Here is a 17,747-nt window from a genome sequence, read left to right as displayed (position 1 = left end):
AGCTTGAACGCGGGGCCTGACGGACACCTGCGCGCTGAACACAAAGGGAAGATGGACATGGCTACTGCCGAACTGATCGCCGAAACGCCCGTTGCCGCCGAAGTCGCCGAACTGGTCGCCCGCTCCCGCGCGGCGCAGGCGCAGATCGAGAACGCCACGCAGGAACAGGTCGACCGCTGGATTCGCGGCATGGTCTACGCCGTGTGCAAGCCCGGCATGGACGAGGAAATCGCCCGCGAGACCGTGGAAGAGACGCAGCTCGGCAACTACGAGGGCAAGTTCAAGAAGATCTCGATCAAGACCCGCGCCACGCTCTACGACATCATCGACGACAAGTCGGTGGGCATCATCGACGAGATTCCCGAGCGCAACATCGTCAAGATCGCGAAGCCCGTCGGCGTGATCGGCGCGCTCTCGCCCTCGACCAATCCCGAGGCGACCCCGGTCATCAAGGCGATCAGCGCGGTCAAGGGCCGCAACTCGATCATCATCTGCCCGCACCCGCGCGCCAAGTTCGTCAACGCCAAGATCTGCAACCTGATGCGCGACGCGCTGGTGAAGATGGGCGCGCCCGCCGACCTCGTGATCCCGATCGAGCAGCCCTCGGTCGAGAAGACCAACGAAGTCATGAAGCAGTGCGACCGCATCCTCGCCACCGGCGGCACGCCGATGGTGAAGGCGGCCTATTCCTCGGGCACCCCGGCGCTGGGCGTGGGCGTGGGCAACGCTGTCATCACCGTGGACGACACCGCCGACCTCGATGACGCCGCCGCCAAGATCCTGCTGTCGAAGACGCTCGACAACGCGGCCTCATGCTCGTCCGACAATGCGGTGATCCTGCTCGACGCGATCTACGACACCATGCTGGAGAAGCTGAAGGCCAAGGGCGGCTTCATCATCGAGGGCGAGAACAAGACCAAGCTGCAGAATGCGATCTGGGAAGACGGCGAGCACATCAACGCCAAGGTCGTCGCCCAGTCGGCGCAGTTCATCGCCGATTACGCGGGCTTCGCGATCCCCGAAGGCACTGCCTTCTTCATCGTGCCCGAAACCGGCTACGGACCGGACTACAAGTTCTCGGGCGAGAAGATGACCGTCACCATGGCGCTCTACCGCGCCAAGGACATCGACGACGCCATCCGCCTGACCAACGCCATCCAGGGCTATCAGGGACAGGGCCACTCGGCGGGCATCTACTCGCAGAGCGACGACAACATCCTCAAGCTGGCGTTCGGCACCAAGACCAGCCGCGTGATGGTGAACCAGCCGCAGTCGGCCTCGAACTCGGGCAACCTGTGGAACGGCATGCGCCAGACCTTCTCGCTGGGCTGCGGATCGTGGGGCGGCAACGCCACCAACAACAACGTGACGTGGCGCGATCTCATCAACGAGACCTGGGTGTCCAAGCCGCTCGCGCAGCACAAGGTCATCCCCTCGGACGAGGCGCTGTTCGGAAAGGACATCATCGAACTGGTGGGCTGACCCTATCGCGGCAACCGGATAAGGGGCGGTGCGTTTCTGCACTTTTATCCGCTTCCTTGTCCGGGGCCGCGAATGGAGACGACCGATGACCCGCACGCTTCCGCTTCTCACTCTCACCGCCGCGCTGGCGCTGGCTGCCTGCTCGAAGCAGCCCGAGGCCCCTGCGAGCACCGCCGCGCCGACCGAGACCGAGGACGTGTTCCAGGAATCGCCCGCGCCGGTGGAAGCGACCGAGGCGGGCGAGGGTGCGGCGGTCGGCATGTCGGAAATCCCGGAGACGATCCGCGGCCGCTGGGGCCTCGTCGCCGCCGACTGCACCAGCACCAGGGGCGACGCCAAGGGCCTGCTGGAAGTGTCGGACGACCAGCTCAAGTTCTACGAATCGGTCGCGAAGCTGGGCGAGATCAAGGAAGCGGGCGAGAGCCGCATCCGCGCCACCTTCGACTATACCGGCGAGGGGCAGAGCTGGACCAACGACGTCGTGCTCGATGTGCAGGACGACGGCAAGACGATGATCCGGCGGGATTACGGCAAGGACGCCATGCCGGGACCGCTCAAGTATACCCGCTGCGCGTGAGGGCAGCGGCCATGACCAAACAGGGATGCAGATGACCGAACAGTTCGGACTCACCGAAGACCAACTCGCGATCCAGGAGACTGCGCGCAAGTTCACCGCCGACCGGATCACGCCCTTCGCGGCGGAGTGGGACGAGAAGCACCACTACCCGGTCGACGTGTGGAAGGCTGCGGGCGAACTGGGCTTCGGGGCGATCTACGTGTCCGAGGAAAACGGCGGCATCGGTCTGTCCCGCCTCGACGCGGCGCTCATCATGGAGGCCATGTCCTACGGCTGTCCCGCCACCAGCGCCTACGTCTCCATTCACAACATGGGCGCGTGGATGATCGATGCGTTCGGCGACCAGCAACTCAAGGACCGTTACCTGCCCGAACTGGTGACGATGGAGAAGATCGCCTCCTACTGCCTGACCGAGCCCGGCTCCGGTTCGGACGCGGCGGCGCTCAAGACGACCGCGCGGCTGGACGGCGATGCCTATGTTCTCAACGGCACCAAGCAGTTCATCTCGGGCGGCGGCGTCAACGACGTCTACCTCGTCATGGCCCGCACCGGGGAGCATAAGTCGCGCGGCATCTCCTGCTTCGTGGTGGACAAGGACACGCCGGGCGTCAGCTTCGGCGCGCCGGAGAAGAAGCTGGGCTGGAATGCCTCGCCCACCGCGCAGGTCATCTTCGACAACGCCCGCGTGCCGGTCGAGAACCGCGTCGGGGCCGAGGGCGACGGCTTCAAGTTCGCGATGGCGGGCCTCGACGGCGGCCGTCTGAACATCGGCGCCTGCTCGCTCGGCGGGGCGCAGCGCTGTCTCGACGAGGCGGTGCAGTACGCCAAGGACCGCAAGCAGTTCGACCAGCCCATCGCCGAGTTCCAGAACACCCAGTTCCGGCTGGCAGACATGGCCGCCGAACTGGAAGCGGCGCGCGCGCTGCTCTACCTCGCCGCCGCCAAGGTTTCCGCCGGGGCGCCCGACAAGACGCGGTTCTCCGCGATGGCCAAGCTGATCGCCACCGACACCGGATCTTCCGTGGTCGACCGGGCCTTGCAGATCTTCGGCGGCTACGGCTACCTGCGCGACTATCCGATCGAGCGCTTCTGGCGCGACCTGCGCGTCCATCGCATCCTCGAAGGCACCAACGAGGTCATGCGCATGATCGTCGGCCGCGACCTGCTGAAGTAAGGGGGCTCCTGTGACTGACGAAGTGCTGTTCCGGCGCGAAGGCGTCGCGGGGATCGTCTCGCTCAACCGCCCCAAGGCGATCCACGCGCTGACGCTGGACATGTGCCGGGCGATGATCGGCCAGCTCACCGAATGGGCTGACGACGATGCGGTGAAGGTCGTCCTGATCGAGCACGCCGAAGGGCGCGGCTTCTGTTCGGGCGGCGACATCAACCTGCTGCGCCAGTCCGCGCTGAATGACGGCGGCGAGGCGGGGCGGCAGTTCTTCTTCGAGGAATACCGCCTCAACCACCAGCTGTTCACTTATGACAAGCCGATCGTGGCCTTCATGGACGGCATCACGATGGGCGGCGGCGTCGGCATCTCGCAGCCCGCGAAGTACCGCGTGGCGACCGAGAACACCCGCTACGCCATGCCGGAGACGGGCATCGGCCTGTTCCCCGACGTCGGCGGCGGCTGGTATCTCTCGCGCCTCGACGGGCGCGTCGGCCAGTTCCTCGCGTTGACGGGCGCGCGGTTCGACGGGGCGGAATGCCTCTGGGCGGGCCTTGCGACGCACCACCTGCCCGCAGAGGCGCTGGCGGACGCCAAGAGCCGCATCGCGGCGGGCCACGAGATCGGCGGCGTGCTCGCCGCGCTCTCGACCAAGGCGCCCGAGCCGAAGGTCGCCGCCAACGCGGGCGCGATCCGCAGGCACTTCGCCTTCGACACGCTGGAGCAGGTGCTCGCCTCGCTGGAGGCGGATGCCAATGAAAATGGGAGCGAGTGGGCGGCGAAGGAACTCGCCACCCTGCGCACCAAGAGCCCGCAGGCGTGCAAGGTCTCGCTGCGCCAGCTGGAGGACTCGCTGACCCTCGAAACCTTCGCGCAGAACATGGCGATGGAATACCGCATCGGCAGCCGCGTGCTGGTCCTGCCGGACTTCGCCGAGGGCGTGCGCGCGGTCATCGTCGACAAGGACCAGAGCCCCAAGTGGCACCCCGCCGCGCCCGAGGGCGTCACCGAAGAGATGCTGGACGCGATCTTCGCGCCGCTTGCCCCTGAAGAGGACTGGAAGCCGCTATGAGCACCTACGAAATGATCCTGGTCGAGCAGAAGGGCGGCGTCACGCTCATCACGCTCAACCGTCCGCAGGCGCTCAACGCGCTGAACTCGAAGGTTCTGGCCGAGCTGATCGAGGCTTTCGCCGCGTTCGAGGCGGACCAGTCGCAGGGCTGCGCGGTGATCACCGGCTCGGGCGAAAAGGCTTTCGCGGCAGGCGCCGACATCAAGGAGATGTCCGACAAGCCGAGCGCGGAGTTCTATTCGGAGGACTTCTTCGCGGGCTGGACCAGCCAGATCGTCAAGACCACCCGCAAGCCGTGGATCGCGGCGGTCAACGGCTTCGCGCTGGGCGGCGGGTGCGAACTGGCGATGATGGCGGACTTCATCATCGCCTCCGAGAACGCCAAGTTCGGCCAGCCCGAGATCAAGCTGGGCGTCGCGCCCGGCATGGGTGGATCGCAGCGCCTGACCCGCGCGGTCGGCAAGTCTAAGGCCATGGACATGTGCCTGACCGGCCGCATGATGGACGCCGCCGAGGCCGAGCGCTCGGGCCTCGTCAGCCAGGTCGTGCCGCTCGCCAGCCTGCTGGAAACGGCGATGAAGTCGGCCGAGACGATCGCCGCGATGCCGCCGCTCGCCGCGACCATGAACAAGGAAATGGTCAACCTCGCCTTCGAGACCACGCTCGACACCGGCCTCGTGCTGGAGCGCCGCATGTTCCAGGTGCTCACCGCCACCGAGGACAAGGTCGAGGGCATGGCCGCCTTCGTCGAGAAGCGCCCCGGGGTGTGGAAGGGGAAGTAAGCCTGCCTCCCCAAAGGTTCGTCATTGCGAGCGCAGCGAAGCAATCCATGGTGGCTCACGCCGCTGGATTGCCGCGGACCTTCGGTCCTCGCAATGACGAATCCAAGGGAGGGGCCACGTCGTTGACCTGCCTAGCCGAAAGGCGGGCTGGTCACGGCCTGCGGTCCCGGATCAAGTCCGGGACGACGAATCTGGAGAGCATGCAATGAAGATCGCATTCATCGGCCTCGGCAACATGGGCGGCGGCATGGCCGCGAACCTCGTGAAGGCCGGGCACGAAGTCCACGCCTTCGACCTTTCGCCCGATGCGCTGACCAAGGCGGCGGAGAACGGCTGCGCGACCTACACCGCCGTGCCCGATGCGGTTGCGGACGTGGACGCGGTCGTCACCATGCTGCCCAACGGCGGCATCGTGAAGGCGGTCTACACCGCCGACGTGATCGGCAAGGCCCCGGCGGGCGCGCTGTTCCTCGACTGCTCGACGATCGACCTCGCCACCGCGCGCGAAGTGGCGGAACTGGCCGTGGCGGCGGGCTACGAGATGGTCGATGCGCCGGTGTCCGGCGGCATCGCGGCGGCCAACGGCGGCACCCTGACCTTCATGGTCGGCGGCTCCGAGGCTGCGTTCGAGAAGGCGAAGGTGGTGCTCGAACCGATGGCCAAGGCGGTCATCCTAGCGGGCGAGAGCGGTGCGGGGCAGGTCGCCAAGATGTGCAACAACATGCTGCTGGCGATCCACATGATCGGCACCTGCGAGGCGCTGGCGCTGGCCGAAAAGGCGGGCCTCGATCCGCAGAAGTTCTACGAGATCAGCTCCAAGTCCACCGGCTACTGCTGGTCGCTCAACGACTACACGCCCGCGCCCGGCGTCGGTGCGGCGAGCCCGGCGGACAACGGCTATACGGGCGGCTTCGCCTCGGCGCTGATGCTGAAGGACTTGCGCCTCGCGATGGGCGGCGCCGAGACGGCGGGCGCGACCGTGCCGCTGGGCGAGCACGCGACGAAGATCTACGAGGCTTTCGTCGAGGCCGGAAACGGCGGCAAGGACTTCGGCGCGATCTTCACGACGTTGTGACCTCAATTCCTCCCCGAGCTTGCTCGGGGAGGGGGACCGCCCGCGAAGCGGGTGGTGGAGGGGGAAGGGTCAGGAAAATCCCCCTCCGTCAGCGCTCCGCGCTGCCACCTCCCCGAGACAAGCTCGGGGAGGAATTACGTCTCTCCACCTCGAACCTTGGCAGCTTCATGCCCTTGGTCCGGCTGGTGAGGTGGTACGCGCGGCACAGTCCGCACTTGTACGCGCGCAGCGGAAACGGCGCGCGCTCGGCCACTTCCAGCGCCTCGGCCTCGGTGGCGTAGCGCGCCTTGCGACGGCAGATGCCGGGCCGCGTGCGCATCAGGCGAGGAGGCCCGCTCCCAGCAGCATGAGCAGCTTCACGTCCATCGCGTAACCCTGCGCGCGCCACTGCGCCACGGCGACGGCGATGCCCGACAGCGGGACGCGGTGGACCACGATGTCCTCGCTGTCGACGCCGCCGCCGTCGCCGACCTTCACCAGATCGCGGGCGCGGAACAGGGTGAAGCTCTCGCTGACCATGCCGGGGGAGGAGAAGAACTCGCCCACCGTCTCCATGCGGCCCGCGTGGTAGCCGGTCTCTTCCTCAAGCTCGCGCGCGGCGGCGACGGACGCGTCCTCGTCCGCGTTGTCGTCATGGTCGCCGACGAGCCCGGCGGGCAGTTCGATGCACCGCTTGCCCAGCGGCACGCGGTACTGGTCGACGAGGATGACGTGATCTTCCGGATCGACCGCCAGGATCACCGCCGCCCGGATCCCGCGCGAGCGGCTGACGTATTCCCAGCGGCCTTGCCGCTTGGCGGTGATGAAGCGGCCCTCCCACATCGTTTCCAGCGGCTTGTCGGCATCGTGGTGGTCGGAAAGCGCAGAAGTCATACTTCGATCAGCCTGTCGGGAAGTTCGTTGACGTCGCCCGGCAGGCGGGGGACGTGGAGGGAGAGGATCGCGCCGACCTTGCCGACGCCCGCGACCATGGCCTCCGCCGTGCGGCCCTGCCGCAGTTCGGCGAGCATGGCGTTGATCGCATCGGCCCAGACGCCGGGCTCCACCTTGCTGGCGATGGCCTCGTCCGCAAGGATCTCGACGCGGTGCTCGCGCATGGAGAGGTAGATGAGGATGCCGGTGCGCCCCGTGGTGCGTTTCTCCGCGCCGATGCGATAGGCCCGCATGGCGCGGTCATGGACGCGGCGGGTGCGGATCGGCGCGGGGATCAGGAAGAACTTGAGCGGCTGCCACAGCTGGAGCAGCAGCATCGCGCCGAACTTGATCGCCACCACGCCGAGCGCGAGCGAGAGGATCATGCGCGGCGTCCACTCGTGCCCCCAGTCCGCGATCAGCAGGTCGTAGAGGCCCATGTAGAACTGAGGCGCGAGTGCCAGCGCGCCGAGCGCGAGGAACCCGACGAAGGCCGCCCACGCCAGCGCGACGTCGGTGTAGCCGTCTGAACGGTCCGCCAGGATCGTGACGATCTCTCCCGAACTGAGCAGTTCGGCCTCCGCCACGGCAGCGGTGATGCGATCGTGGTCGGCCTCGTTGAGATACTTGGGTGTCGCCATGTTACCAGCTCCCGCTCGCGCCGCCGCCACCCGAACTACCGCCTCCGCCGGAGAAGCCGCCGCCACCCCAGCCTCCGCCGCCTCCACCGAAGCCGCCCCAGCCACCGCCGCGATCGTCGTCGTCATCGCCGCCGAAGCCGCCGGGGAACCAGATGATCGGCGTATCGAACCCGCCGTAGCGCCCGCGCCGTCCGCCGCTGCCGACCGAACGCATGATCGGCAGGACGAAGAAGAAGACGATAAACAGAATGAAGATGACGGTCCCGAACGGGATGCCGCCGCCGCCGCTCTTGCGCGCCTGGTCGGCCTCTGCGGCGACCTTCTGTGCCTCCTCGGGAGGCAGCGTGAGTTGAGTTATCAGCGCGTCCGTGCCTGCAGCTATGCCGCCTGGCATATCACCTGCCTTGAAGCGAGGAAGAATATCGTTGTTGATTATGAGGAAGGAAAGACCGTCGGTAATCGTGCCTTCAAGCCCATAACCAGCCTCGATGCGGACTTTCCGATCATTCGGTGCCACCAGAAGAAGCACGCCGTCATTGCGCGCTTTGTCGCCCAGCTTCCAATCCCGGAACAGGCGGTTTGCGTAGTCGGAGATCTCATAGCCTTCCAGCGAGGGCAGCGTCGCCACCACCAACTGGCGGCGCGACTGCTTCTCCAGCGCCTCCAGCTTCTGCGTGAGCTGCGCTTCCTCGGCATCGGGGATGATGTTCGCGGCATCGACGACGCGGCCGGTCAGCTTGGGGAAGGTCTGCGCGAACGCCCCCGTCGCCCCCGAAGCGAGGGCGACGAAGACCAGCAATACGGCCAGCGAGGCGGCCCGGACGCGGGCCATCGGAATCAGAGCTTTCCTTCGAGGCTCGGGGCGGCTTCGGCGCCGGGCGTCACGGCCTTGTACGGGACCAGCGGGTCCGCGCCGCGCAGGCGCGCGCCGATCATCGAGGGGAAGGTGCGGACTTCGGTGTTGTAGTCCTGAACCGCGCCGTTGTAGTCGCGGATGGCGACGCGGATGCGGTTTTCCTGACCCTCAAGCTGGCTCTGGAGCATCTGGTAGTTGGTGCTCGACTTGATGTCCGGGTACGCCTCGACGCTGGCGAGCAGGCGGCCGATCCCGGCACCAAGCTGGGCCTGCGCCTGCTGGAACTGCTCCATCTTCTGCGCGTCGCCAAGGTCGTCGGCATTGATCTGGATCGAGGTGGCCTTGGCGCGCGCCTCGGTCACGCCGACGAGGATCGACTTCTCCTGCTCGGCCGCACCCTTGGCGACGGCGGCGAGGTTGGGGACGAGGTTCGAGCGTTCCTGGAACGCGGCCTCCACGTCGGCCCACTTGGCCTTGGCGGCCTCCTGCTTGGTCGGCACCGAGTTGAACCCGCAGGCGCTCAGCGCCAGCGCGGCCGACAGGGCCAGAACGGTGCGGCCGCCGAAGGCTTTGGGGCGGGCATTGATGAGCGTCATCGACGTAAGTCCTCCACATGGCGCGCCGGACGAACCGGCGGCTTCCTCGCCGGAATAGATAGCGCCCCGCCATGGCGGATCAAGGACGCTCGCTGTCGCGGGGCAACCCGGAGGGTTAACAAACGTTTGAGGGGCGCAGGCGAGTGTGCCAAAACGCACTCAGGCAATTTTCCATAGCCGGCAGAAGGGGAACCAGGCGCATGGCAATCGTAGACGAATTCAAGAAGTTCATCGCGCGCGGCAACGTGCTCGACCTCGCGGTCGGTGTGATGATCGGCGCGGCCTTCGGCAAGATCGTGTCCTCTCTCAACGAGAACCTCATCATGCCGGTGATCGGCTGGCTGTTCGGCAGCATCGACTTCTCGAAGTACTTCTTCCAGCTGGGCGAGGCTCCGGCGGACTACAAGGGCAGCCTCACCGACTACGCCGCGCTGAAGGCGGCAGGCGTGCCGATGATCGGCTACGGCGAATTCATCACGCAGGTGGTGAACTTCCTCATCATCGCCTTCGTGCTGTTCATGCTGGTCCGCTCGGTCAACAAGATGATCGATTCGGTGAAGAAGCAGGAAGCCGAAGCCGCCGCCAATGCGCCGGCAGAGGAGGCGCCGGTCGATCCGCAGTTGATCGCGCTGAAGGAAATCCTCGAGGAACTGCGCAAGCCGAAAGCCTGATTTCGGCCGCGTGCCTGCCTCTGCCGTGGTCCGGTGGGGGCAGGCCGTCTTTCACTTCACATTCAGGACGAAAGCCCTATATGGGGCCTTGCCGGTTTCGACCGGCTATGAGGATAAATTGCCCCGTGCAATAGACGCAGCGGACCCGGGGGCGGTACCCGGCGGCTCCACCATCACCCGTTTCCCTTGGGAAACAACCCTGTTGTCGCAGGGGTGATGACGGGGCCGAACTAGGATCGACGTGTGTTGAAAAGCGGTGTTTTCTTCCGGGCTGAGTAACCCGTTCAAGGCTCAAAACTCATAAGTGCCAACGACAACGAAGCACTTGCTCTCGCGGCGTAATTCTAGGGGCTAACGCCCTGAAGTTACAAAGTTAGAACACGGTTGGACCCACCGGGTAACAGAAGCGGATTCCAGGGGCTGGGGGCGAGCCTGTCAACAGAATCGCCCTACTTTCCAAATCATCCGGGCATTTATTTCGTCATTGTGAGCGCAGTGAAGCAATCCAGCGTCGCGAGCCCACAGTGGATTGCTTCGCTGCGCTCGCAATGACGAAGCAAGGTGTCGTCACGCTGCCCTGCGTTCCGGTTCCGGGGCGACGACCTCCGCTTTCGCGAGCAGCGCGGCCTTCTCGTACTTCAGGCAGTCGAGGATCTTGGCGCCGGCCATGAACACCGCGCCGGTGCAGGCGAGGAACAGCAGCTTGCCGCCGAAGCCGGGATAACGGTCCAGATAGACGCTGCCGCGCTCGATCGCTCCCAGGGCCAGCGCATAGATGATCATATACGCCTCCCAGTTGCTCTTGATGACGAACAGGCGGCCGACTTTCCGGAGCATTTTCATCCCTTTGGTTCCAGTCAGCTAACAGCAACGACCGTGCCAACCCGGCGTTCCCGCCGAATCCCGTGCTTAACGGAACCTTGAATGTAAGGGTTTCCGACATTTAAGAAAGTCCGGGAAAGGCACGGGCGGCGTCCCGGTTTGCAACTGACTGGTGCGTGACGGGATTTTCCCGCGGTTGCCAAGCCGCTCGGCATCGGCCATAGGGCTCACATCCTTCCCCAGGGCATTTTGGTATTCGAGTGAGAGCGTGGCACGATGGCGTGCGCGTTCCAAACCAGTGCGAGGAAGGTAATGACTGAAAGGGTTGATCGTTCGGGTCTGCAGGTCGACGCAGGACTGGCGAAGTTCGTGGAGGAGCAGGTTCTGCCCCCCATCGGACAGGACGCCGCCGCGTTCTGGCAGGGCTTCGCCGCGCTCGTAGCCGAGTTCGCCCCGCGCAACCGCGCGCTCCTCGACAAGCGCGATGCCTTGCAGGCGCAGATCGATGCATGGCACGTCGAGCGTGCCGGAAAGCCGATCGAGCAGCGCGAATACCAGGCCTTCCTGCGCGAGATCGGCTATCTGGTCCCCGAGCCGGACGCCTTCACCATCGGCACCACCGGCGTCGATCCGGAGATCGCGACGATGGCCGGGCCGCAACTCGTCGTCCCGGTGCTCAACGCGCGCTTCCTGCTGAATGCCGCCAATGCGCGCTGGGGCAGCCTCTACGACGCGTGGTACGGCACCGACGCGCTCGACGCCGCGCCCGCGCAGGGGCCGGGCTACGACGCGGCGCGCGGCGCGGCGGTGATCGCGGCGGGGCGCGCGTTCCTCGATCAGGCGGTGCCGCTCAAGGCGGGTTCATGGGCCGATCTGGAAGACCCGGAAGTCCTCGAACTCGCCAACGAGCGCCAGTTCGTCGGTGAGACCGAGCAGGGCCTCCTGTTCAGCAACAACGGGCTGACCATCGAAGTCGTCTTCGACGCGACAAGCCAGGTTGGCAGCACCGACAAGGCGGGCATCTCCGACATCGTTCTCGAAGCGGCGCTGACCACCATCGTCGACCTTGAGGATTCGGTCGCCGCCGTCGATGCCGAGGACAAGATCGCGGCCTACACCAACTGGCTGGGCGTCATCCGCGGCGACCTGACGGAGACCTTCAAGAAGGGCGACCGGACGCTCACCCGCGAACTCGCGGCGGACAAGGCGGTCACGCTGCCGGGCGGCGAACAGGCCGCCATGCCCGGTCGTTCGCTGCTGTTCGTGCGCAACGTCGGCCATCTCATGACCAACCCGGCGATCCTGCTGCCCGACGGCTCGGAAATCCCCGAGGGCGTCATGGACGCGGTCGTCACCAGCGCGATCTCCACGCAGGACGTGAAGGGGCTGACAAAGCACGGCAACAGCCGCGAAGGCGCGATCTACATCGTCAAGCCGAAGATGCACGGCCCGGAGGAATGCGGTTTCACCAACGCGCTGTTCGATGCGGTGGAAGACCTGCTCGGCCTGTCGCGCCACACCGTCAAGGTCGGCGTCATGGATGAGGAGCGCCGTACCTCGGCCAACCTCGGCGCCTGCATCGAGGCGGTGAAGGACCGCATCGTCTTCATCAACACCGGCTTCCTCGACCGCACGGGGGACGAGATCCACACCTCGATGCGTGCGGGGCCGATGATCCGCAAGGCTGCGATCAAGGGCTCGGCGTGGATCGCCGCATACGAGAAGCGCAACGTCGCCATCGGCCTGCGCCATGGCCTCTCCGGCATCGCGCAGATCGGCAAGGGCATGTGGGCCGCGCCCGACATGATGCGCGACATGATGGAGCAGAAGGTCGGCCATCCGAAGACCGGCGCGAACACCGCATGGGTGCCGTCCCCCACCGCGGCGACGCTCCACGCGATGCACTACCATCAGGTCAACGTCTTCGGGCTGCGAGAGGACATCGCGGCGCAGGAAATCCCCGGCCTTGACCTGCTGCTCTCGGTCCCGCTGGCCGAGGGCACCAACTGGTCCGAGGAGGAAGTGCGCGAGGAACTCGACAACAATGCGCAGGGGCTGCTCGGCTACGTCGTGCGCTGGATCGATCAGGGCGTCGGTTGCTCCAAGGTGCCGGACATCAACGACGTCGGCCTGATGGAAGACCGCGCGACGCTGCGCATCTCCAGCCAGCACATGGCGAACTGGCTGCTGCACGGCGTCTGCTCGCCCGAGCAGGTGATGGAATCGTTGAAGCGCATGGCGGTCAAGGTCGATGCGCAGAATGCGGGCGATGCGCTGTATGAGCCGATGGCGGGCAACTGGGATACCAGCATGGCCTTCCAGGCGGCCTGCGATCTCGTGTTCAAGGGCGTCGAGCAGCCCAATGGCTATACCGAGCCGCTGCTGCACGCATGGCGTCTGAAGAAGAAGGCGGCCTGAATTTCGCCGCCGGTCCGTCCTTGTGGCGGACCGGCGGCTGAACGGGATTTAACCCCATCTTAGGCATTGTCGCGCTACTCTGTCCCTCGGGTTCGTACAAAAGGGACGGCGGCATGTTCATTCAGCGGCAACGGATGGAATCGCGCACGATGCTGGCCGTGAAGGCGACGATGCGCGTCGCCGGCCGCTCCGTCGACGCGACGATCGCCAATGCCTCGTCGCGCGGCGTGCTGGCCATGGTGGATGGCGCTCCGGTGCGCGGCACGCCCGTCGAACTGGTGATCGCAGGCCGCGTGCTCAAGGGGCAGGTCCGCTGGCGCGCGCATGACCGCTGCGGCATCGCCCTCAAGGAACAGATCGACGTCGCCGAACTGATCGAGGGACGGGCCATCCCGGTAGTCTACGTGCCCGAACGGCTCGCCCGCCGCAGTGCGATGGAACTGCTGCGCAGTTTCCTCGGCTAACGCGCGTCGAAATCCTCGCGGGCGCGCTCGACTCTCTCCAGGTTCGCCTCCGCCCATAGCCAAACGCCGCAGAACGCTTCGCCAAGGCTCGCGCCCAGCGGGGTGAGGGCATAGTCGACGCGCGGCGGCACGACCGCGTGGACCTTGCGGGTCAGCATGCCGTCGCGTTCCATGCGGCGCAGGGTCTGGGTCAGCATCTTCTGGCTGATGTCGGGCACCAGCCGCGAAATCTGCGTGAAGCGCAGTTCCCCGTGCTCTTCGAGGATCTCCAGCAGGATCATCGTCCACTTGTCGGCCACGCGGCCGATAAGCTCGGTCACCAGCGCCTCGACGCGCGGATCGATCTCCTCGCACGGGCGTTCATCGGGCCGTATCATATCGGATTGGGGGCGGGCGGCCATGGTGTCACTCTCTTTCGGGTAAGTATAAATCTTTTGGGTGCCTTCTTTCTGATCGAAAGTGGGATGCTACATCGGTTCCGTCAATGAAAATGAAGGAGTGTCCATCATGAAGACGACCGGAAACACCATCCTCATCACCGGCGGCGGCTCGGGTATCGGCGAGGCGCTGGCGCAGCGCTTCCACGACCTCGGCAACACCGTGATCGTCGCCGGGCGCAGGCTCGACGCGCTGGAGGCGGCCTGCGCGGGCCGCGAGAACATGCACGGCATCGTGCTCGACGTCGAAAGCGCCGAGGGGGTCGCGAAGTTCGCCGCCGAAGTGCTGGAGCGCTTCCCCGGCCTCAACGTCCTCGTCAACAATGCCGGCATCATGCGCTACGAGCGGCTGGACCGCGCGCGTGACCTGTCGGATGCCGAGGCGACGATCACCACCAACCTGCTCGGGCCGATCCGTCTGATCGATGCGCTGATCGACCATCTCGTCGCGAAGGGCGACGGCGCGATCGTCAACGTGACCTCGGGCCTTGCCTTCGTGCCGCTGCCGGGGACGCCGACCTACAACGCCACCAAGGCGGCGATCCACAGCTACACCCAGTCGCTGCGCGAGATGCTGCGCGGGCGGGTCGAGGTGATCGAGTTGGCCCCGCCTGCGGTGCAGACCGACCTGACGCCGGGGCAGAGCACCCGCGAAGGCTACCAGCCGCTCGGCGAGTTCTCGGACGAGGTCATCGCCCTGTTCGGACAGCAGCCGACGCCTGAGGAAGTTCTGGTCGAGCGCGTGAAGCCTTTGCGCTTTGCCGAAGTGCAGGGCAATCAGGCCCAAGTCATCGGCAATCTGAATGCAGTCACGCTCAAGATGTTCGAGCAGCTGGGCCTTTGATCGCTGCCTAATCCTCGCGCGCGTCGAAGGTCGTGTATTCGCGGCGCGTGAACAGCCACGCGCCATCGATCTTCGCCAGTTCGTCGATATAGCGACCACGCAGGCGCATCGTCTTGCCGGAGGCCGGATCCTCGAAGATCTCCGAAGTATAGGAGATCGCCGAGGCCCGGTCTCCGTCGACGCGGATTTCGCCGGGGTGGGCGACGTAGACCATGGGCTTGGCGGCATTGCCGCCGAGGCCGTAGTTCTTCATCGATTCCACCCACGCCGAAACGATCGTCTCCTTGCCCGTAAACCCGCCGAGATCGGGGAATTCCGGCAAGGCCCAGTACGAGTCTTCCGCCCAGGTCGAGGCCCATGTTTCGGCGTCGCGGGTCATGACGCCGTGGGCGTAAGTGTCGAGCAGTTCGCGGATGAGGATGCGGTCCTCCAGCGGTCCAGTGAATGCCATGGCGCCGCTCCTTACCAGGGGTGCCTTTCGCCGTTCCACTTGTAGAACTCGCCGGAATCCTCGAGTTTCCAGCCATCGGTGAGCGCCACGATCTGCGCCGCGCTGTCGTCCGGCGTGATGTCCGCGCCCGATCCGCCCATGTCGGTCTGGACCCAGCCGGGGTGGATGATGCCGACGATGATGCCCTTGTCCTTGAGGTCGATCGCGACCGAACGCATCAGGCGGTTGAGCCCGGCTTTCGCCGCGACATAGGGGTAATATCCGCCGTAAGGCCAGGTCGAAGCCGCCAACTGGCTGGAGAAATTGATGACTTTCGAGCCGTCGCCAAGGCGGGACAGAAAGGCACCTAGAACGCGCAGAGGGCCCTTGAGCATGATCTCAATGGCCTCGTCGAAGTCCTGCCAGTCGATCGAGTCGAGCTGAGGCTCGGTCTTCCCGGAAACGCCCGCGACATTGTACAGAACGTCGATCCGGTCGCTGCCGGTCGAGGCCGCAGCCGCCGCGACAGAGGCGTTGTCGGCGACGTCCATCTTGTGAATCGTGAGCTTGCCGCCGGAGGACGCCGCGAGGTCGTTAAGCTCGCCTGCAACGTCCGGGCTGCGCACCAGCGCGAGGATGGTGTCTCCCCGGCCGAGGTGCTGCTTCACGAGTTCGAGGCCGATGCCGCGTCCTGCGCCGGTGATTGCCACGTTCGCCATCAGGGTTCCTTTCCGTGTCGTTCTTGGATTCGTTGGCGCGAAGTCTGCAAGGGGGATCGCCGCAGGGACACCTGTGACTTTTGAGAGAACGACCGAGGCCGTTCATTGCCTTTCCTCTCGTTCGTCCCCTCTCGTTCGTCATTGCGAGCGCAGCGAAGCAATCCACGGTTGGCTCACGACGCTGGATTGCTTCGCTGCGCTCGCAATGACGAGGGGAGGGGGGAGGTCGGGCATCCCATTGCTGCGCTCGCAATGACGAACGGTGGGGTTGAGACAGCCCTCACGCCCCCGACGACGTTTCCTCGCTTAGCCGCTGCATGGTACGGGCGGCGAAGTGGCGCAGGCGGTCGAGGCGGTCTTCGCTGGCGAAGATCGGCTTGTGCAGCAGCATCCCGGCGTGGATCGCGCTGGTGAAATCGTGCGCCAGCTTGAGGTTGTCCCAGTCCTCGCGCCACTGGGGGAAGGCCTCGATCATCTCGCTCGTCCAGACCGCGTCGTAGCGGCGTGCGGCAGGCTCGAAGATGGCGGCGAGTTCGGCGTCGGTGCGCGCGGCGACCGCCAGTTCCAGCCACGCCGCGTAGTCGCGCGTCTGGACCGAGCGCCAGTGCGCGTCGCAGGCCAGTTCGATCATCGGCTCGTCCGTCCGGCGCGATACCGCGTCGAAGTAGTCCGCAAGGAAGGTGCGCATGCGGTGGTAGACGACATGGTCGACGACCGCCGCGACCAGTTCCATGCGCGTCTGGAAGTGGTGGTGCATCGCCCCGCGCGACACGTCGCAGGCGGTGGCGACGGCGGCGGTGGTGAGGCCGGGATAGCCGTCGCCGACAAGGCAGTCGATCGCGGCGGAAACCAGCCGGTCGCGCATCAGGGCGCTCTTGCGCTGCTGCCATTTGCCGGGCGCGGCGCTGTCGGGCAGGCGGGCGTGAAGCTCCGGCATCAGGGCGTTCAGCATCCTGTCCTGCAGCGCTTCGGCCTTCATTTCGGTCCCGTTCCCTTTGGCCGTTTCCCGGCCCGTTCGCCTTTTTCCTGCGGCAAGGCCGGTCCGGCGGGAACCTAACCAAAGTCGCAGGTCGGCAAGTGCGGCGGAGCGTAGCATAAAAAAACCGGCAGTTGAGTCGGTTTATTTGCGACAGGCTGCACACAAGGCTGAAAGGCGCGCGATCACAGACGTGCCCGGCCGGGAACGGGAGACTGCAAGGGCATGCCCAGCACACGCGCGCAATCCGTCCGGAGGCACCTGCCTTGGACGCTCTGACTACAGCCCGCTTCGATATCGAGGCCGAAGTCCGCGACCTTGCCGCGCGGCGCGACATTGCCGATGCGGCGGCGCGCTACATGCGCGGGCTCGACCGGCTGGAGCCCGAACTCCAGCGCAGCGCCTTCCACGACGACGCGGTGGTCGACTGCGGGCTCATGAAGGGCAGCGCCGACGAATTCGTGGCCTTTGCGCAAGGCTTCCTCGCCGACATGAATGCGACGCACCACCTGCTCGGCCAGTCGCGCATCGCCGTCGACGGCGAGACGGCCACGGGCGAGTGGTACTTCCAGGCGTGGCACTCCGTCTCGCAGCCGGACGGGGCGTTGCGCGACCTGTTCATTTCGGGCCGCTACCTCGACGATTACGCCTGCCGCGATGGCGAGTGGCGCATCGTCGCCCGCACCCTCGTGACCGACTGGGTCAAGGACGATCCCGGCACGCTCGACTTCTTCGCCGCCAATCCCGGAGCGCCGCGCGGAGGCCGCGCGGGCGCCGATCCCAGCCAGAAATAAGAACGCGAAAA

At 65.9% G+C, this 17,747-nt stretch carries 21 protein-coding genes and 1 other RNA gene; 12 read left to right on the top strand and 10 right to left on the bottom strand.

Translation table 11 applies throughout. The annotated features are described in order from the left end of the window. The first annotated feature begins 57 nt into the window (after window positions 1-57). The 6 genes from LO787_RS01670 (at window position 58) to mmsB (ending at window position 6,156) form a co-directional block, all read left to right on the top strand. A complete protein-coding gene (locus tag LO787_RS01670; RefSeq protein ID WP_232494158.1) occupies window positions 58-1,482 on the top strand; it encodes an aldehyde dehydrogenase family protein in 1,425 nt (474 codons plus the stop codon). 85 nt (window positions 1,483-1,567) lie between these two features. Further along, entirely contained in the window at window positions 1,568-2,059 is a 492-nt protein-coding gene (locus tag LO787_RS01665) for a hypothetical protein (protein ID WP_232494157.1), read from the top strand. A gap of 31 nt (window positions 2,060-2,090) precedes the next feature. Continuing rightward, the gene (locus tag LO787_RS01660) at window positions 2,091-3,233 is read left to right on the top strand and encodes an acyl-CoA dehydrogenase family protein (RefSeq protein ID WP_232494156.1); all 1,143 of its coding nucleotides are present in this window, start codon (window positions 2,091-2,093) and stop codon (window positions 3,231-3,233) included. A 10-nt stretch (window positions 3,234-3,243) separates the two neighbouring features. Then, window positions 3,244-4,299 carry an enoyl-CoA hydratase/isomerase family protein gene (locus tag LO787_RS01655; RefSeq protein WP_232494155.1) on the top strand — a complete coding sequence of 352 codons (1,056 nt, stop codon included), beginning with the start codon at window positions 3,244-3,246 and terminating at the stop codon, window positions 4,297-4,299. After that, entirely contained in the window at window positions 4,296-5,081 is a 786-nt protein-coding gene (locus LO787_RS01650) for an enoyl-CoA hydratase-related protein (protein WP_232494154.1), read from the top strand. Before LO787_RS01655 ends, LO787_RS01650 begins: the two co-directional genes overlap by 4 nt. 205 nt (window positions 5,082-5,286) lie before the next feature. Beyond that, complete coding sequence (mmsB, locus tag LO787_RS01645; protein WP_232494153.1) at window positions 5,287-6,156, top strand: 3-hydroxyisobutyrate dehydrogenase; 870 nt, start codon at window positions 5,287-5,289, stop codon at window positions 6,154-6,156. Between the two features lie 88 nt (window positions 6,157-6,244). On the opposite strand, the gene LO787_RS01640 is transcribed toward mmsB, so the two are convergent. The 5 genes from LO787_RS01640 to LO787_RS01620 are packed head-to-tail and all read right to left on the bottom strand — an operon-like array spanning window position 6,245 to window position 9,161. Continuing rightward, window positions 6,245-6,475: a hypothetical protein gene (locus LO787_RS01640; protein ID WP_232494152.1), complete on the bottom strand. Its 231-nt coding sequence runs from the start codon at window positions 6,473-6,475 to the stop codon at window positions 6,245-6,247. Beyond that, entirely contained in the window at window positions 6,475-7,029 is a 555-nt protein-coding gene (locus LO787_RS01635) for an NUDIX hydrolase (RefSeq protein WP_232494151.1), read from the bottom strand. The genes LO787_RS01640 and LO787_RS01635 overlap by 1 nt, the downstream gene beginning before the upstream one ends. After that, a complete protein-coding gene (locus LO787_RS01630) occupies window positions 7,026-7,709 on the bottom strand; it encodes a TPM domain-containing protein (RefSeq protein ID WP_232494150.1) in 684 nt (227 codons plus the stop codon). Before LO787_RS01630 ends, LO787_RS01635 begins: the two co-directional genes overlap by 4 nt. Before the next feature lies 1 nt (window position 7,710). Beyond that, window positions 7,711-8,541, bottom strand: a complete 831-nt coding sequence (locus LO787_RS01625; protein WP_232494149.1) for a TPM domain-containing protein — start codon at window positions 8,539-8,541, stop codon at window positions 7,711-7,713. Between the two features lie 5 nt (window positions 8,542-8,546). After that, window positions 8,547-9,161: a LemA family protein gene (locus LO787_RS01620; RefSeq protein ID WP_232494148.1), complete on the bottom strand. Its 615-nt coding sequence runs from the start codon at window positions 9,159-9,161 to the stop codon at window positions 8,547-8,549. A gap of 200 nt (window positions 9,162-9,361) precedes the next feature. Here LO787_RS01620 and mscL point away from each other — a divergent pair, with 200 nt between their 5' ends. Further along, window positions 9,362-9,832 (top strand): large conductance mechanosensitive channel protein MscL, encoded by a 471-nt coding sequence (gene mscL / locus LO787_RS01615; RefSeq protein ID WP_232494147.1) that lies wholly within the window; start codon window positions 9,362-9,364, stop codon window positions 9,830-9,832. Between the two features lie 51 nt (window positions 9,833-9,883). Further along, window positions 9,884-10,247, top strand: a transfer-messenger RNA (tmRNA) gene (gene ssrA / locus LO787_RS01610). Between the two features lie 152 nt (window positions 10,248-10,399). On the opposite strand, the gene LO787_RS01605 is transcribed toward ssrA, so the two are convergent. Further along, window positions 10,400-10,669, bottom strand: a complete 270-nt coding sequence (locus LO787_RS01605) for a hypothetical protein (RefSeq protein ID WP_232494146.1) — start codon at window positions 10,667-10,669, stop codon at window positions 10,400-10,402. 297 nt (window positions 10,670-10,966) lie between these two features. Here LO787_RS01605 and LO787_RS01600 point away from each other — a divergent pair, with 297 nt between their 5' ends. Both LO787_RS01600 and LO787_RS01595 read left to right on the top strand, forming a co-directional pair. After that, window positions 10,967-13,072, top strand: coding sequence for a malate synthase G (locus tag LO787_RS01600; RefSeq protein WP_232494145.1), 2,106 nt, complete (start codon window positions 10,967-10,969; stop codon window positions 13,070-13,072). 113 nt (window positions 13,073-13,185) lie between these two features. Further along, entirely contained in the window at window positions 13,186-13,536 is a 351-nt protein-coding gene (locus LO787_RS01595; RefSeq protein WP_232494144.1) for a PilZ domain-containing protein, read from the top strand. Here the strand turns inward: LO787_RS01595 and LO787_RS01590 are convergent. After that, the gene (locus tag LO787_RS01590) at window positions 13,533-13,937 is read right to left on the bottom strand and encodes a winged helix-turn-helix transcriptional regulator (RefSeq protein ID WP_232494143.1); all 405 of its coding nucleotides are present in this window, start codon (window positions 13,935-13,937) and stop codon (window positions 13,533-13,535) included. The two genes, LO787_RS01595 and LO787_RS01590, sit on opposite strands and share 4 nt — an antisense overlap. Before the next feature lie 106 nt (window positions 13,938-14,043). Between LO787_RS01590 and LO787_RS01585 the strand changes: the two genes are divergently transcribed. Next, the gene (locus LO787_RS01585; RefSeq protein WP_232494142.1) at window positions 14,044-14,817 is read left to right on the top strand and encodes an SDR family oxidoreductase; all 774 of its coding nucleotides are present in this window, start codon (window positions 14,044-14,046) and stop codon (window positions 14,815-14,817) included. A 7-nt stretch (window positions 14,818-14,824) separates the two neighbouring features. Here the strand turns inward: LO787_RS01585 and LO787_RS01580 are convergent, their stop codons facing one another. The 3 genes from LO787_RS01580 to LO787_RS01570 all read right to left on the bottom strand — a co-directional run bounded on the left by LO787_RS01580 (window position 14,825) and on the right by LO787_RS01570 (window position 16,945). Next, on the bottom strand, window positions 14,825-15,268 hold the full coding sequence (locus tag LO787_RS01580) for a nuclear transport factor 2 family protein (protein ID WP_232494141.1): 444 nt from the start codon (window positions 15,266-15,268) through the stop codon (window positions 14,825-14,827). Between the two features lie 11 nt (window positions 15,269-15,279). Continuing rightward, window positions 15,280-15,966 carry an SDR family oxidoreductase gene (locus LO787_RS01575; protein WP_232494140.1) on the bottom strand — a complete coding sequence of 229 codons (687 nt, stop codon included), beginning with the start codon at window positions 15,964-15,966 and terminating at the stop codon, window positions 15,280-15,282. A gap of 280 nt (window positions 15,967-16,246) precedes the next feature. Beyond that, on the bottom strand, window positions 16,247-16,945 hold the full coding sequence (locus LO787_RS01570; RefSeq protein WP_232494139.1) for a TetR/AcrR family transcriptional regulator: 699 nt from the start codon (window positions 16,943-16,945) through the stop codon (window positions 16,247-16,249). A gap of 263 nt (window positions 16,946-17,208) precedes the next feature. Between LO787_RS01570 and LO787_RS01565 the strand changes: the two genes are divergently transcribed. After that, the gene (locus LO787_RS01565; protein WP_232494138.1) at window positions 17,209-17,736 is read left to right on the top strand and encodes a nuclear transport factor 2 family protein; all 528 of its coding nucleotides are present in this window, start codon (window positions 17,209-17,211) and stop codon (window positions 17,734-17,736) included. The last annotated feature ends 11 nt before the right edge of the window (window positions 17,737-17,747 follow it).

The organism is Novosphingobium kaempferiae (assembly GCF_021227995.1).
GTDB lineage: Bacteria > Pseudomonadota > Alphaproteobacteria > Sphingomonadales > Sphingomonadaceae > Novosphingobium > Novosphingobium kaempferiae.
Note: the sequence above shows the minus strand (reverse complement) of the source record. Positions and strands in the feature narration are given on the sequence as shown.

What these genes read in the sequence shown, in the direction of transcription:
- LO787_RS01670 (WP_232494158.1), top strand. Translation starts at nt 58, where the DNA reads ATGGCTACTGCCGAACTGATCGCCGAAACGCCCGTTGCCGCCGAAGTC.
- LO787_RS01665 (WP_232494157.1), top strand. Translation starts at nt 1,568, where the DNA reads ATGACCCGCACGCTTCCGCTTCTCACTCTCACCGCCGCGCTGGCGCTG.
- LO787_RS01660 (WP_232494156.1), top strand. Translation starts at nt 2,091, where the DNA reads ATGACCGAACAGTTCGGACTCACCGAAGACCAACTCGCGATCCAGGAG.
- LO787_RS01650 (WP_232494154.1), top strand. Translation starts at nt 4,296, where the DNA reads ATGAGCACCTACGAAATGATCCTGGTCGAGCAGAAGGGCGGCGTCACG.
- mmsB (WP_232494153.1), top strand. Translation starts at nt 5,287, where the DNA reads ATGAAGATCGCATTCATCGGCCTCGGCAACATGGGCGGCGGCATGGCC.
- LO787_RS01640 (WP_232494152.1), bottom strand. Translation starts at nt 6,475, where the DNA reads ATGCGCACGCGGCCCGGCATCTGCCGTCGCAAGGCGCGCTACGCCACC.
- LO787_RS01635 (WP_232494151.1), bottom strand. Translation starts at nt 7,029, where the DNA reads ATGACTTCTGCGCTTTCCGACCACCACGATGCCGACAAGCCGCTGGAA.
- LO787_RS01630 (WP_232494150.1), bottom strand. Translation starts at nt 7,709, where the DNA reads ATGGCGACACCCAAGTATCTCAACGAGGCCGACCACGATCGCATCACC.
- LO787_RS01625 (WP_232494149.1), bottom strand. Translation starts at nt 8,541, where the DNA reads ATGGCCCGCGTCCGGGCCGCCTCGCTGGCCGTATTGCTGGTCTTCGTC.
- LO787_RS01620 (WP_232494148.1), bottom strand. Translation starts at nt 9,161, where the DNA reads ATGACGCTCATCAATGCCCGCCCCAAAGCCTTCGGCGGCCGCACCGTT.
- mscL (WP_232494147.1), top strand. Translation starts at nt 9,362, where the DNA reads ATGGCAATCGTAGACGAATTCAAGAAGTTCATCGCGCGCGGCAACGTG.
- LO787_RS01605 (WP_232494146.1), bottom strand. Translation starts at nt 10,669, where the DNA reads ATGCTCCGGAAAGTCGGCCGCCTGTTCGTCATCAAGAGCAACTGGGAG.
- LO787_RS01600 (WP_232494145.1), top strand. Translation starts at nt 10,967, where the DNA reads ATGACTGAAAGGGTTGATCGTTCGGGTCTGCAGGTCGACGCAGGACTG.
- LO787_RS01595 (WP_232494144.1), top strand. Translation starts at nt 13,186, where the DNA reads ATGTTCATTCAGCGGCAACGGATGGAATCGCGCACGATGCTGGCCGTG.
- LO787_RS01590 (WP_232494143.1), bottom strand. Translation starts at nt 13,937, where the DNA reads ATGGCCGCCCGCCCCCAATCCGATATGATACGGCCCGATGAACGCCCG.
- LO787_RS01585 (WP_232494142.1), top strand. Translation starts at nt 14,044, where the DNA reads ATGAAGACGACCGGAAACACCATCCTCATCACCGGCGGCGGCTCGGGT.
- LO787_RS01580 (WP_232494141.1), bottom strand. Translation starts at nt 15,268, where the DNA reads ATGGCATTCACTGGACCGCTGGAGGACCGCATCCTCATCCGCGAACTG.
- LO787_RS01575 (WP_232494140.1), bottom strand. Translation starts at nt 15,966, where the DNA reads ATGGCGAACGTGGCAATCACCGGCGCAGGACGCGGCATCGGCCTCGAA.
- LO787_RS01570 (WP_232494139.1), bottom strand. Translation starts at nt 16,945, where the DNA reads ATGAAGGCCGAAGCGCTGCAGGACAGGATGCTGAACGCCCTGATGCCG.